At 67.4% G+C, this 13,513-nt stretch carries 11 protein-coding genes; 5 read left to right on the top strand and 6 right to left on the bottom strand.

Translation table 11 applies throughout. The annotated features are described in order from the left end of the window. Window positions 1-110: 110 nt before the first annotated feature. Both IPN02_18405 and IPN02_18410 read left to right on the top strand, forming a co-directional pair. Entirely contained in the window at window positions 111-1,181 is a 1,071-nt protein-coding gene (locus IPN02_18405; protein MBK9298759.1) for an acyl-CoA desaturase, read from the top strand. A 152-nt stretch (window positions 1,182-1,333) separates the two neighbouring features. Continuing rightward, window positions 1,334-2,068, top strand: coding sequence for an AIM24 family protein (locus tag IPN02_18410; protein MBK9298760.1), 735 nt, complete (start codon window positions 1,334-1,336; stop codon window positions 2,066-2,068). 157 nt (window positions 2,069-2,225) lie between these two features. On the opposite strand, the gene IPN02_18415 is transcribed toward IPN02_18410, so the two are convergent. From IPN02_18415 to IPN02_18430, 4 genes are all read right to left on the bottom strand, one after another. Further along, a complete protein-coding gene (locus IPN02_18415; protein ID MBK9298761.1) occupies window positions 2,226-2,918 on the bottom strand; it encodes a response regulator transcription factor in 693 nt (230 codons plus the stop codon). Then, complete coding sequence (locus tag IPN02_18420; protein MBK9298762.1) at window positions 2,915-5,035, bottom strand: sensor histidine kinase; 2,121 nt, start codon at window positions 5,033-5,035, stop codon at window positions 2,915-2,917. Before IPN02_18420 ends, IPN02_18415 begins: the two co-directional genes overlap by 4 nt. A gap of 97 nt (window positions 5,036-5,132) precedes the next feature. Next, window positions 5,133-6,077, bottom strand: coding sequence for a hypothetical protein (locus IPN02_18425; protein MBK9298763.1), 945 nt, complete (start codon window positions 6,075-6,077; stop codon window positions 5,133-5,135). A gap of 107 nt (window positions 6,078-6,184) precedes the next feature. Continuing rightward, window positions 6,185-6,907: a DUF998 domain-containing protein gene (locus IPN02_18430; GenBank protein ID MBK9298764.1), complete on the bottom strand. Its 723-nt coding sequence runs from the start codon at window positions 6,905-6,907 to the stop codon at window positions 6,185-6,187. Between the two features lie 31 nt (window positions 6,908-6,938). On the opposite strand from IPN02_18430, the gene IPN02_18435 reads away from it, so the two are divergent. After that, window positions 6,939-7,328 carry an MmcQ/YjbR family DNA-binding protein gene (locus IPN02_18435; GenBank protein ID MBK9298765.1) on the top strand — a complete coding sequence of 130 codons (390 nt, stop codon included), beginning with the start codon at window positions 6,939-6,941 and terminating at the stop codon, window positions 7,326-7,328. A gap of 77 nt (window positions 7,329-7,405) precedes the next feature. Here the strand turns inward: IPN02_18435 and IPN02_18440 are convergent, their stop codons facing one another. Both IPN02_18440 and IPN02_18445 read right to left on the bottom strand, forming a co-directional pair. Further along, window positions 7,406-10,090: an MMPL family transporter gene (locus IPN02_18440; protein ID MBK9298766.1), complete on the bottom strand. Its 2,685-nt coding sequence runs from the start codon at window positions 10,088-10,090 to the stop codon at window positions 7,406-7,408. A gap of 93 nt (window positions 10,091-10,183) precedes the next feature. Then, a complete protein-coding gene (locus tag IPN02_18445) occupies window positions 10,184-11,509 on the bottom strand; it encodes a DUF2254 domain-containing protein (protein MBK9298767.1) in 1,326 nt (441 codons plus the stop codon). Between the two features lie 96 nt (window positions 11,510-11,605). Between IPN02_18445 and IPN02_18450 the strand changes: the two genes are divergently transcribed. Both IPN02_18450 and IPN02_18455 read left to right on the top strand, forming a co-directional pair. Beyond that, entirely contained in the window at window positions 11,606-12,199 is a 594-nt protein-coding gene (locus tag IPN02_18450) for a phosphatase PAP2 family protein (GenBank protein ID MBK9298768.1), read from the top strand. Between the two features lie 15 nt (window positions 12,200-12,214). After that, entirely contained in the window at window positions 12,215-13,489 is a 1,275-nt protein-coding gene (locus IPN02_18455) for a potassium channel protein (protein ID MBK9298769.1), read from the top strand. Window positions 13,490-13,513 lie beyond the last annotated feature (24 nt).

A 13,513-nucleotide genomic window follows, 5' to 3' on the forward strand; every position in this document is an offset into this window, starting at 1 on the left:
GGTGGTATCCTCACCTGTTCAGCAACCACCGCTCTGTTCAGCAATCCCCCGCTCCTGCGCTGTCCCGCCGTAGTGCTCCGGCGAACCCGCCCCAACCTGCCGAGGCCCCCGTGACCATCGCCACCCATGGCCGACTTCCTGACGAGCGCGTCCAGGTGAGATCGTCCATCCCGTTCTTTCTCGTCCACCTGACGCCGCTGGCCCTGATCTTCACTGGCATCAGCACCACCGCCGTCGTCCTGGCGATCGGCACCTACACGGTGCGCATGTTCTTCATCACCGCCGGCTACCACCGCTATTTCGCCCACCGCAGTTACAAAACCGGGAGGGTGTTTCAGTTCATCTTGGCCTTCGGTGGCTCGATGGCGATGCAGAAGGGCCCGCTGTGGTGGGCGGGCAACCATCGGCTGCACCACCGCTTCTCCGACACCGACCGTGACCTGCACTCGCCGATCAAGGGCTTCTGGTGGAGCCACATGGGCTGGATTCTCTCGGAGAAGTCCTCGCCGACGCCGACCGAGGTGATCTCCGACTTTGCCAAATACCCGGAGATCCGCTTCATCAACGAGAAGGACTGGATCGGTCCGCTCACCCTGGCCGTGTTCTGCGTCCTCGTCGGCGGCTGGTCGGGCCTGGTGCTCGGCTTCTTCGTCTCGACCGTCCTGTTGTGGCACGCCACGTTTCTGGTCAACTCGCTGGCCCACGTCATGGGGCGTCGTCGCTTCGTCACCAACGACACCAGCCGCAACTCGGCGATCATCGCCGCCCTGACGATGGGCGAGGGCTGGCACAACAACCACCATCACTACCCGGCCTCGGCCCGGCAGGGCTTCTACTGGTGGGAGTACGACGTCAGCTACTACGTGCTGCGGGCGCTGAGCCTGGTGGGGGTGGTGCACTCGGTGAAGGTTCCCAACGCCAAGGCGATGGAGAACGCCCGGGTGCGCGACGGTGCCTTCGACGTCGGCATGTTCCGTCACCATCTGGTCAAGGCTGCCGGGGTCGTCGCCGCATCGCAGGAGAACGCCACCCACCTGTTAACCGACGGCCGAGAGGTGATCGTCGATCGTGACAGCGCCGCTCGCGAGGGGTTGGAGTCGATGGTCGACACCACGATGGCCCGGGCCGACGAGGTGGCGAAGCTGACCCGCCGGCCCGAATCTCTCGTCGCGTCGGAGTAGCGCTCGACGGTCGGACGTATGCCGTCTTACGTGTGCCGACGGCGCCGGGGCCCCCGGCGGCAACGGGAATCGAAGGAAGCGGCGCAGAAACGCGTGGACATGGGCGGTGCGTTCGGTACGGTCTAGAGGCACCGCGACGAGGGGGAACACCTATGCCTATCCACTGCAACGAACTGACCACATTCTCCGAGGCGGAGGCGACCGACCAGTTCGTCCACCAGAACAAGAAGCTGCTCAAGATCAACCTGGCCTACGGCCCGGTCAACGCCCGCATGGGCTCGATGGTCGCCTACCAGGGCGACGCCCGCTTCGAGAACACCGGCTCCGGCGGCATGACGAAGATGCTCAAGAAGGCGGTCACCGGCGAGGGCGTCAACGTGATGAAGGTCACGGGCTCGGGTGAGGTGTTCATCGCCGACCAGGCCACCGACATCATCATCATGTACCTCGAGAACGACATGGTGTCGGTCAACGGACGCAACGTGTTGGCCTTCTCGGACTCGATCGAGTGGGACATCCAGCGGGTCGGCAGCGGCATGGCAGGCATGCAGGCCGGTGGGCTCTACAACGTGGTGCTGCGGGGCACCGGATACGTCGCGGTCACCACCGACGGCCCGCCGGTGATGCTCGACGTCACCCAGCAGGCCACCTTCGGTGATGCTCAGGCGGTCGTGCTGTGGAGTGCCGGGGTGCAGATGAACATCAAGACCGACACCGGCGGCATGAAATCGATGCTGCGGGGCGGCACCGGGGAGACGTTCCAGATGGCCTTCGCCGGCCAAGGGTTCGTGCTCGTCCAGCCGTCCGAGGGTGCACTCGGTGGTCCGGCGGCGGCCGGAGGCAGCGGCGGCGGCGGCGGAGGCTTCCTCGGGGGTCTGGGCGGCTAGCGGTACCCAGCCTACGACCAGCCCGGGGCAACCAGCCCGGAGCAACGCGGACGAAAACGTCCGAAGTGGGGAGTGCAAACGACCGCCAGGCGGTCGTTTGCACTCCCCACTTCGAGTTTTCGGGCCGGTTCGAGGGCTTCGGTACCGGCTCGAGAGTTCAGGCCCCGCCGAGCCCTGCCGACCGGGCGCGCACGATCGCGTGGGCCCGATCGGCCACCTGAAGCTTGGTGAACAGGTTCGACACGTGGTTGCGGACCGTCTTCTCGGAGATGTAGAGGGTCTGGGCGATGTCCGGGTTGCTTTGGCCCCGGGCGACGAGTTCCAGCACCTCACGCTCGCGGTCGGTCAGCTGTGGAAACGGAGCGACCCGTTGGGGGACGGTGAAATAGCGCTGAATCCTGCGCGCGATCGCTGGACCGAAGATGGCTGCGCCGGCGACGACCGCCCGGATGGCTGCCACGACGTCCTCGTGGCCGGCGCCCTTGAGGAGGTAGCCCCGCGCTCCGGCGCGCAGGGCGGAGAAGACGCTGTCGTCGTCATCGAACATGGTGAGCACCAGCACGGCGATGTGCGGGTTGGCTGCGACCACCTGACGGGTGGCCTCGATACCGTTCAGCGACGGAAGGTTGAGGTCCATCACGATGACATCGGGCTGAAGCTTCTCGGCGAGCTCAACCACCTCTGGTCCATCTGCGGCCTCGCCCACCACCTCCAGGGTGGGCTCGGTGGACAACACCACGCGGAGGCCATCTCGGAACATCGGGTGATCATCGGCGATCAGCACCCGAATCACATCTCGGTCCAGCGGTTCAGCGGTCACAGGTTCGGGGCTCATCGGTTGTTCGCTCATCGGTTCGTGGCTTCGTCGAGTCGAGGCTGGGGAGCGCTCGAGGGAGTTGATGTTGTCGCCTGAGGTGGCGGTGTCGGGTTGGACCCATGCGCTGGGACGGGGCGGCTCGGAATGCTCACCGCCACCTGAGTTCCTCCCAGCGGCGAGGCGCCGATGCGACAGGTGCCTCCCAGCTCGGCCGCCCGCTCCTCCATCGAAATCGTGCCCAGCCCGACGCGAGCATCGGAGCCGATGCCGACCCCGTTGTCGTCCACCCGCAACCGCAGGTCATCGCCGCCGCCCAGCGTGACCCGACAGCGGCTGGCATGGGCGTGACGGGCCACGTTTGCCAAGGCCTCGCACGCGATTCGGTAGGCGGCGAGCTCGACACCGGGGGCGAGTCCGTGGAGGTGGGCGGGAGCCTGCACCTCGACTGTGAGCGCACCGCCCGACTCCACCGGGCCGGTGAAAGCGCGTGCCTGTTCGGTCACTGCGGCCACCAGCCCGATCTCAGCCAGCACGGACGGCTGAAGATCGTCGACCAGACGCCTGACGTCGTCGACGGTGCCGGCCACCTCGTCAGCCAGCTTGGTCAGTATCGCCTTGGCCCGCTCCGGATTCCGGTCGATCAGCAACAGCGCACCGTCGAGCTTCATGCGTGTTGCTGCCAGCGCCGGACCCAACCCATCGTGGAGATCCCGACGAACGCGCCGACGCTCCGCCTCGCGCGCCGTCATCAAGTCCAGGCGCGACGATTCGAGCGCCCGTCCGGCCGCCACCGCCTGAAGCACGGCGGCCACCGGACGGGCCAGGTCGGCCAGCACCCCCCGTTGCGATGCGCTGAGGCGAGAACCGGCTCGCGGACTGACGGCCAGCTGACCCACCTCGTGGGTTCGAAACACCAGCGGGATCCGGTAAACGTGGGCACCGGGGGTGCCGATGTCGGCGACCAACCCCTCGATCGGCACGATCACGGCGACGTAGCTCAGGCGCAACGACTGGGCGATCGCGTCGACCACTTCGGTGAGCACATCATCGCTGGAGCCGGGTGCGTCCAGCCGCTCACCCAGGGTGGTCAGCGCTCGGTACGGGTCCTGACGGTCGCCGTACAGGGCCCGCTCCACCCAATGATGGACTCGATCTCGAAGCAACGCCACGACCGCCACGGCGAGCGATGCGGCCAGCAACGATGGGCCCAAGGACACCTGGCGGTTGGTTATGGCCCCGGTGGCGACGACCACAGCCAGGTAGGCGAGCGCCACGACGAGGGTCAGCGTGCCGTAGACCACCGACCACCTGATCAGCAGGTCCAGGTCCCACAGCCGGTAGCGGAGGACGGCGATCACGATCGACCCGAGGAACAGCACCACGGTCAGCGGCCCGGTCCAGGTGGTGAAGCCGAGCGGGCCGTGCCCGGGGATGACCTCGAGGAGCAACTCGACGGCGAGCAGAACCCCCGCTGCTGAGACCCACTTGAGTTGCTGCCTCGTCACGGGATCGGCGCCTCGTCGGCGAGCGGCCAGCGACGCGATGGCCAGCAGGACGGCGGCTGCGTAGCCGGCCTGGGAAGCCCTTCCCAGCACGTCCAGACCGGCCCAGTGGATGCCGATCGGGTTGGTGAGCCCGGGCATGTCGGTGGTGTAGGGCCCGTAGCTGGTCGCCGCCTGGATGATCCCGCCGCCAGCGCTTATGAGCGTCAACCACAGTACCGGCCGCCACCTCGGGCTGGGCAGGGCGCCGTCAGGGAAGAACAACAGGATCAGCGGGAACGTCACCATCGCCGGAACCAACGGCCAGGTACCCAGCCACCCGGCCAACGATGCGCCGGGCAGGTGATGTCCGCCGAGTTCGACGTAGACCGCCCATTCCCGTCCGAGGCCCATTACCGCCTCGCTCAGTCCACCGGCCAGGAACAGCCACCCGATGATGTTGGATGGCACCTTGGCGGTGAGGATCAGCCCGACGGCGCCAAGCCCGACGGCGATGATCGCGCTTCCTAACCACCAGGTGTCCACCGGCCGACCCTGGTTGGCGATGCGCAGGAGCACCAGTGCGCTGACGGCCAAGGCAATCGTGACCACCGCGCCGGCACCAAGCCACTCACGATGCAACGCCAGGTGCCGGCTGTCGGGACCCACGACTTCAGCATGACGCATCGCGCCGAGTTTCGCTCGACGCGGACGGCTCAGGCCGATCTCCTGGATCGGCCCGGCCGTCGTTCCGGGGCAGCCCGGATCAGCCGACGTCGAACTCACCGTGCTGCGGGGGCAGTTCGGGACTGTTCATGTCCTCGGGTGAGATGTAGCCGTAATGCCCAGGCTCGAGATCGAGCGTGAGGTAGGCGGACTGCCCGGGGAGGAGTGCGTCGACCCCGCCGGCCAACACGCCACCATCGACGTCGATCGACTTGCCCGCCTGCTCCGTCTGGCCGACGGCGCCGGCGAAGGTGGCGAGGCTGGTGCCCGCGTCCAGCTTGGCCACGGAGAATGCGTGGGGATTCTTGCCGGTGTTGGTCACCAGGAAGGTGCCGCTGCCGTTGAAGTCGTCCGGCATGGTGATGGCGTCGTCGTTCAGGGTGATCGTCCCATCGCTCTCAGGCTTCTCGGTCGCCGTGTCGCCGCTGATCTCGACCTCCTTGACCATGCCCATCTTCCAGTGCGGCTCCCCTTGGTCGTCGGTGAGGAAACAAATCATGGCGTAGGTGCCGGGCTTGAGGTCGAGTGCAGTGACGGTCGAGCGTTGTCCGGGGCCGACGAGCGCCGGGGTGCCGAGCGGGGCCGGACCTTCGGGGCCGGAGTCGACGAACAGCTTGCCGGCCTCCTCTTCACTCTTGTCGAGCGCCGCCGTGACCTGGTCGGTGGTGACGCCGTCTTTCACCTGCGCAAAAGCCAACATGTGAGTGACGTCGTCGGTGTTGTCCATGGTGATTGCCCCGACGCCGGGGCGCAGCGACCCGGACACGTCATATTCCATGTCGGGCGTCGTAATCGTCAGTGCGTTGTCGATCGGGGCGCCCCCAGAGTCAGCGCTGGCCGCCGTTGTGGCGGTCGTGTCCTTGGACTCGTCGGACTTTGAGCTGGAGGAACACCCGGCCAATGCGAGGACCGTTGCGAAGCTGGCCGCGATCGCCGAACCTCGCCGGAGACGCCGTCGGGGCGTGGTGGAAGTGGGCTGGTTCATCGAAGCCTCCTTTTAATGATGTCAGGAGCATCGTGACCGGCGAGCTGTCCCGGGGACATCGGCCCGCTGTCCCGAACGGTCGGGACGTTTGTCCCGGGACTTCCCGATCAACCGATGGGATCGATGGCCAGCCGCCCGCTCAGCACCAGCGCCGATATGGTCGCCAGCCACACATCGAGGCTGGTGAGGCCGATGCGCTGCAGGAGGCCGCTGGCCTCGACGAACGGCGTTGCCACCAAGGCGGCCGAGGCGAGCACGGCCACGCACATCGAGATGGTGGCCAGCGAACGTCGACCCGCTTCCCACAGGGGCTTGGCCGCTGCGGCGGCGGCATAGACGAACAGGGCGTAGCCGGCGCCGGCGGCCAGCGCGTGGGCGGCGTCGATCACCGGGTTGCGGTCGAGCGGGAGGGCGGCGACGGCGGCGGTGGCCAGGCCGGTGCCCACCACACCGACCCAGGCGCTGCCGGGGATCGCCCGTCGCACGGCGCCGGCGGCGGGGATCGACGCGGTCGAAAACCCGAGAAACCCGGCGCTCATCAGCACACGGGTGTCGGCGCCGACGGCGGCCAGGCGGCTGATGGCGTCGGTGATCGGCGAGTAGTCGACCGCCACGGCGCTGCCGACGACCCAGGCTCCGATGAACGCTGCGGGGCCAAGGATCCCGCCAAGGGCGAGCCGTCGCCACCGCCCGTCGTCGGGAGCGGCAAGGCGGTCGGACCGAAAGCCCGCAACCGGGGAGTGGGGACAACCGTGTGATAGTCGTTTCGGCTCCCCGGTTCGAGGGTTTTCGCCGGGTGGAGGGGCACTGGGGGGTGGCGGCTTCTTCACGGCGCCAGTTGATCACGCGACACTGATCCTTATGAGCGACGACGGATTCAACGAGCAGCAGGTGGAACGGGCGCTGGCGGGGGTGCGGAACATCTGCCTCGGTCTCCCGGAGGTGAGCGAGCGTCTCAGCCACAGTGCACCGTCGTTCTTCATCCGCCAGAAGAAGACGCTGGCGATGTTTCATGACGACCATCACGGCGACGGCGAACTGGGCATCTGGTGCCCGGCACCCCGGGGTGTCCAGGCCGAACTGGTGGAGACCCAGCCCGACCGGTTCTACGTTCCCGCCTATGTGGGGCACCGCGGCTGGCTGGGCATGCGCCTCGACCGCGACCCCGATTGGGACGAGGTGGCCGGGGTGCTCGTCGAGGCCTACCGAACCGTGGCGCCCAAGAAGCTGGTGGCCGAACTCGACGCCTAAAAGCGAGAACGTCACCTCGGACGACGCCGGGGTGACGCTCTCAAGCTCCATGGGGGACCGGATGGCGCCTGTCGGGCCTACGTTCGGGCGGGAGCGTCGGTGGCGCCGTCGCCCGCCTTGGGACCATCGACCGAGCCGGTGTCCTTGACGCGATGCCGGCCACCGCCGCCTCGGCTGACCGCCAGGTCCTCCTCGCTGACCAGATGGCGGCTGACCCACTCGCGGCCCTCCTGGTCGGCCCAGACCAGCATGGGTGGCAGGATGACGAGTGCCGCGGCCAATGCGATGACGACGTTGAGTGCGACGATGGCACCGAAGTCACGCAGCAGTGGCAACGGCGACGTGGCGATCACCGCCACGCCCGCCACCCCGGTGAGCCCGGAGACGATGAAGGCGCGCCCGGTGCGAGCTGCGGCGGTGTCGGCCGCCTCCTGTGGCGCCATGTGCCGCTTTCGTTCCTCGACGAAGCGCAACAGCATCAGCGATGTGAACTCGGTACAGATCGCCACGATCAGCGGGCCGCCGACGGCGGTCATCGGCGACAGCTCCAGCCCGAGGGCGAAGGCGACCAGCGAGGCCATGCCGGTGGCGATCATCACCGGCACCAGCGACAGAACCGACCGCACGACGCTTCGCAGACGCACGGCGAGGAAGATGCCGACGAAGGCGATGGACATGTAGGTCAACAGGATCCGGTTGGACTGGATGTTCTCCAGCAGGCCGACGCCGACAACGGCCAGCCCGGAGGGGACCGCCTTGATGCCCTCGGGTGAGTCGCTCCGGACGTCGGCCCGCACGTCTTTGACCACGGCCTCGCCGTCGTTGAGCGACGAGTACCCCACCCGAAAGATCAGGTTCATGTTCTTGGAGGTGCCGTCCGATGCTTCGGGCGGTGTGGCGGTGAACTTCTGCAGGCTTGGCGGGGCCACCTGCCAAGCGGCCTGAACCGCTTCGGCTGTGGGACCCCGTGGGATGTCACCCTTGGGGGTGGCCCCGGGCACGTTGATGATGCCGCTCATCGTGGTGACGATGCTCGAGGCGGTCAGCAGCGCCGGCTTCTCCTTGCCATCGACGTCGAAGGTGCGCTCACGCCGTTGCTGGTAGGCGAAGTTGTGCACGAAATCGACCGTCTCCTGATCGAACACGTTGTCGGAGGCGACGTAGATGCCCAGCTCGGTGGAACTCTTGGTCTGCTCTTTGATCGTGTCGATCTTCTTGATCGTCGGCGAACTCTGGTTGACCCAGTCGATCGGGTCGCCCTGGATCTGCAGGCTCGACTCCACCAAGAGCCCACCGACGAAGATCAGCAAGGCGCCGATCGCAAACGGGACGGCCAGCTTGGAGGGCAGGCTGCCGATCTTGACGACGAAACGTCCCAGCCATCCCTCGGAGTAGTCCTTGTCCGAGCTGGTGGGCGACTTGTACTCGCGGATGCCGAGGGCAGCCAACGGGGCGATGATCGACACCACGCAGATCACGGCGATGCCGATGGCGAGCAACAGGCCGAAGTCGCGGATCATCGGCACCTTGGCAAAGCGCAGGGCCAGGAAGGCGAAGATGGCGTCGAAGGTGACGACCAACAGGGCCGGGCCCAGGTTGACCGCCGCCTCCTGAATCGGATGGTCCTCCCGGTCGAGGAGCACCTCCTCCTCGATGCGGCTGTGCATCTGGATGGCGTAGTCGATGCCGATGCCCAACATGACCGGGAGGCCCGAGATGGTCACCAGCGACAGCGGGATGCCCAGGTAACCGGCCAGGCCGAAGGCCCAGGTGACGCCGATGAGGATCACCCCTAGCGGCAACAGGCGCCAGCGGACGTCGAAGAGGAGCAGCAGGATGAGGATCATCGCCACGACGGCGATGGCGCCCAGCTTGAGGATGCCGCCGCGGAGGTAGTCGTTGATGTCCTTCAGCAGGATCGGCGCGCCGATGACGGTGACCTCGGCGGCGGGGTCGAGGTTCTCGGCCGCCTTGTCGATCGTGTTGGTGGTGAAGACGGCTGCGTCGCCCTCGAGCTCGATCGACATGTTGCCCTTGAGACGGGTGACGATCTGGGTGGTCTGGGGGTTGGGGAAGAAGGGCAGCAGCGACTCGCGGACCGCGCCGGTGTTGTCGTAGAGCAGGAACTTTCGCCACTCGATGTTGTCGAGGGTGCGGTCGGCCTCGGGGATGGCGAGCAATCGGGTAGCAGTTTCCCCGAAGTCCTTGTCGCGCGCTTCAGCCTCGTCCGTGTCGCCGTCGGCCTTCGCTGCCGCAGTCGCCGTGTCGAGCGATACACCTGCGATCGACGTAGTAGGGAGTGCCTGGGTGGGAAGGTTGGCCGCCGTGATCTCGCCGTCGGCCAGCTGCTTCACCTGTGCCTCGGTTGGCGCTGCCTTCTGGATCAGCGTGTCCGACAACACCATCGTGTTGTACGGCGTGGCGACGGCTTCGATGCTGTCGTTGGCGACGAGCGTCTTCTCGATCTCCTGGAAGATCTTGAGGTTCTTGGGGGAGAGGAACTCCTCCAGCGTGGTGCCCTCCTCGATGCGGATCGCGCCCAGCATCGCCTGGCCCCCGAAGAGGTCCTGGTACTCGACGTTGTCCTTGTAGACCTGCTCGTTCTTGTTCAGGTAGGCGTCCTGATCGGTGGCGAAGTCCAGGTTGGTCAACCCGAAGCCCATGATGATCGTGATCACCAGCCCGACGATCGACACGTAGCGGGCGTGCTTGCCCATGTTGACGGCCAGCCAGCGCCATGCCCTGTCCATGCGTTTTTTCATGTGCTGCGGTCCCTCCGTGCGTGTCAGCAGCGAACGCTAGCAGTGTGACCCGGGACACGACGAGTTGCGTCGCGAAGACGTGCCGAGCGGCGCTCAGTGTGGTCCTCCGCCCAGGCCCTGCTCGTCGGGGATGAGCGCAAGCGCCCGGTCGTGGGGATCGGCGAGACCGGCGATGATCGAACGGTCGAGCAGCTTGCGGTGCTCGTCGACAGGCACCGCCCGGAGCGGTGCATCGGCGGTGGCGAGCGAGAGATCGGCCAGCACGGCGCTGAGGCGGCGCTGGACCTGGACCGATCCGGCGCCGTACTGGCGGATCTCGGTGAGGCCCAGGTCGAGGTAGTCCTCCCAGCGATGCGTCGGCCGCATGGCGCGCAGCGCCCCCGGCTCGTCGACGTAATACCCGGTCGGGTACTCGGCCACCGCCAAGCGCCGCAGCAGGTCGTGAATCTGGTCGAGCGCCTGCACCGCCGTGGTCGGATCGTTGATGCCGGGCGACAGCGCCTTCTCGGCGATGTCGACCAGCTGACGAAACCCGAAGGCGACGTCCTGGCCCATCGTGCGCTCGCGGCTGAGGGCGATGTGGTCCCGGACCTGCTCGGCACTCGGGGCGTCCTCATGGCCGGGATCGAACCAAACCCGGGCCAACGGGGCACCAAAGGGCACGAAATCGCCGACGTAGGGAACGACGCCGATGCAGCAGCGGTGCTGGCGGGCCAACGCCACCAGCCCGGCGTTGTCGATGCCGGTGACCATGCCAGGGCGCTGCGGGTTGCCGAGAACGACGTCGGGTGGACCGCCCGGCAGGGTGGCCGGGTCGGGCACGGTGCCGGCACCGATCAGGTGACCGATGGTCGCCCGGGTCTCGATCGCCACCGACTCGATGATGTGAACCACGCGGATGGCATGAGCGACGTGGTTGACGTAGAAGATGAACACGCCGAGCGACACCAGGGTGAGTGCAAAGCCCACAGAGATGGCCACGCTGGGCACAAACTGGTCGAGCGAGTCGGAGCGGGGAACGACCGCTCGAAGCACCAGGATGCTGTAGACGAAGGTCCCCAACAGCATGCCGATCGCCACCTTGGTGCCCCGATCGCGGAAGAACGTGCGCATCACCCGGGGCGAGAACTGCTGGGACGCCAGCTGCAAGGCAACGATGGTGACCGACAGCACCAGCGTGCTCATCGACAGGATCGCCGCAGCGATCGTCGACAGCAGGTCCTGTGCGCTCGTCGCCCCGCCGGTGAACGAATAGGGCACCCAGTTCTCAAGGGCCCCGTCGAACGCGACGATCGCTTGAGCGAGAATGCCGTAGCCGACGATGAGCAACAACGGCACGAACCACAGGCTGTTGCTCAGCACCTCGCGGACCGATCCGATCCACAGGTAGCGCTTCGTGTTCCTGGTCGACACCGCCATCGGCCCAGTCTGTCAGCGGTCCCTAGCGCGCCCGCAGCTCAGCTGGCATTGGCCGATGGTTGCCGGCAACGGCGGTGCAGCGGTCAAGCTGGGTGGATGAGGGTCGTGACGAACATGCTCGATTCGGTGGACCGCTTCGGTGAGCGCACGGTGGCGCCATGGCGGTTGCGGCCGGCGGTCGATCTCGCCGCCACGTACGCATCGTGGGCCGGCGAGGGGGCCGCGATCTGGTTTGGCTGGGGAGCGTTGCGGCTGGCGATCGACCAGCGCATCGAGCCCGGCAGCGCGTGGGTGACGGCAGGCGGCCTGGCCGCCACCCTCGGACTGGAGTCTGCGGCGGTCAACGTCGGGCTCAAGGGTCTGGTGCGTCGGCCACGCCCGGTGGCACAGGCGCGCTCGGGTCGGGACTTCCGCACCACCAGCTTCCCGTCCGGTCACGCGGCGTCGTCGTTTGCCGCCGCCACCTTCCTCGGCCGAGGTGGCGAGTGGGCCCCGCTGTTGGGTGTGGCGGTCACCGTCACCACCAGTCGGGTGATCCTCGGCGTCCATCACCTGTCCGATGTCGTCGCCGGTGCTGCGGTGGGGGTGGCGTTCGGTCTGGTCGGCCGGTCGGCGACCAGGCGTGTCGACGAGTACCTCGTCGCCAAGGAACTGGGTCGGGCCCAACCGGCACCGGCCGCTCAGCACTAGTCTGACACGACGCCTATGGACGATCGCCCGCGAAGCCTCCGCGCCATGCTGGCCGAGGCCAAGGACAACTCCGAGCTGATGATCGACCTCGCCTACGCCGCGGTGTTTTTCAACGATCCCGGCATGGCCGACGAGGTGGCCCACCTCGAGCAGCACATGAACGAGCTCGTGCAGTCGATGCGTGAGGTGTGCATCCTCGCCTGTCGTCGCCCGACCGAGGCCGAATCGATGGCCTCGGTGCTCCAGGTGATCTCGGCGATCGAGGGCATCGCCAACGCTGCGATCGACATCACCCGCATCGTCACCCACCGGCTGGGTATCCCCCCCGAGCTGATCGCCGACCTGTCCAACGCCGAGGAGGTGTCGCACCGCGTGTGGGTGCGCGACAACTCCCACATGGCCCGGCGCCCGCTGGCGGCGCTCGAGTTGCCGGTGGCCACCGGCATGCGGGTGATGGCGATCCGCCGGGACCGATCCTGGATCACCGACATCGGCGGCGACCAGATCCTGTTGCCCGGCGACGTGCTGTTTCTGCGCGGCTCGCCCGCCGGCCTGGTGCGGTTGCATGAGCTGGCGTCGGCGCCGACCTGGGACCCACCTGAGCCGGCTGCGTCCGGAGCGCTGAGCGAGCTCGACCGGGCGGTCGACGTACTGGTCGAGATGAAGAACATCTCGGAAGCCGCGGTCGGCCTGGCGTACTCGGCGTTGGCGCTACGCGACGCCGGGTTGGCGTTCGAGGTGTTGCACCTGTCCGAGCGCCTGGAGGAGATGAAGGATCACCTGCAGCTGTGGGTGTTGCGCGCCGGGGCCAACCGTGTCGACCCCTCGCTGCTGCGGGGGCTGCTGGCGTTGTCCCAGGCGTCCGACGACCTGGGTCAGCAGGCCAACCAGATGACCTGGCTCGTCCGCGAGGAGATCGACTTTCATCCGGTGGTGGCCATCGCGCTCGGCGACGCCGACGAGGTGGTCGTGCGCATGCCGATCGCCGTCGGCTCGGCCACCGACGGGGCCACGCTGCTCGAGTTGCAGTTGGACATCGAACCGGGGTTCTCCGTGCTCGCCATCCGGCGGGGCGGCCGTTATTTGTACCGTCCCCGCGGCTTCGTCCGCCTGTTTGCCGGCGACGAGCTGATCGCCACCGGACCCGACGAGGGGCGTGGCCGCCTGGCCGAGCTGGCCGGTTGGCGTATGCGTCACGATGAGGACGCCGACGTGGGCTACCGGCTCGTGCCGCTGGGTGCGACGCCGGCCGGGCAGGGCTCAGCGTCGCAGCGGTGGCCACCCAGTTGAGGCGGCCGCTCAGTTGAAGTGACT

Source organism: Candidatus Microthrix subdominans (genome assembly GCA_016719385.1).
Classification (GTDB): Bacteria; Actinomycetota; Acidimicrobiia; order Acidimicrobiales; family Microtrichaceae; genus Microthrix; species Microthrix subdominans.

Coding starts and splice junctions, on each gene's coding strand:
- IPN02_18410 (MBK9298760.1), top strand. CDS start 1,334: ATGCCTATCCACTGCAACGAACTGACCACATTCTCCGAGGCGGAGGCG.
- IPN02_18450 (MBK9298768.1), top strand. CDS start 11,606: ATGAGGGTCGTGACGAACATGCTCGATTCGGTGGACCGCTTCGGTGAG.
- IPN02_18415 (MBK9298761.1), bottom strand. CDS start 2,918: ATGAGCGAACAACCGATGAGCCCCGAACCTGTGACCGCTGAACCGCTG.
- IPN02_18435 (MBK9298765.1), top strand. CDS start 6,939: ATGAGCGACGACGGATTCAACGAGCAGCAGGTGGAACGGGCGCTGGCG.
- IPN02_18440 (MBK9298766.1), bottom strand. CDS start 10,090: ATGAAAAAACGCATGGACAGGGCATGGCGCTGGCTGGCCGTCAACATG.
- IPN02_18425 (MBK9298763.1), bottom strand. CDS start 6,077: ATGAACCAGCCCACTTCCACCACGCCCCGACGGCGTCTCCGGCGAGGT.
- IPN02_18445 (MBK9298767.1), bottom strand. CDS start 11,509: ATGGCGGTGTCGACCAGGAACACGAAGCGCTACCTGTGGATCGGATCG.
- IPN02_18455 (MBK9298769.1), top strand. CDS start 12,215: ATGGACGATCGCCCGCGAAGCCTCCGCGCCATGCTGGCCGAGGCCAAG.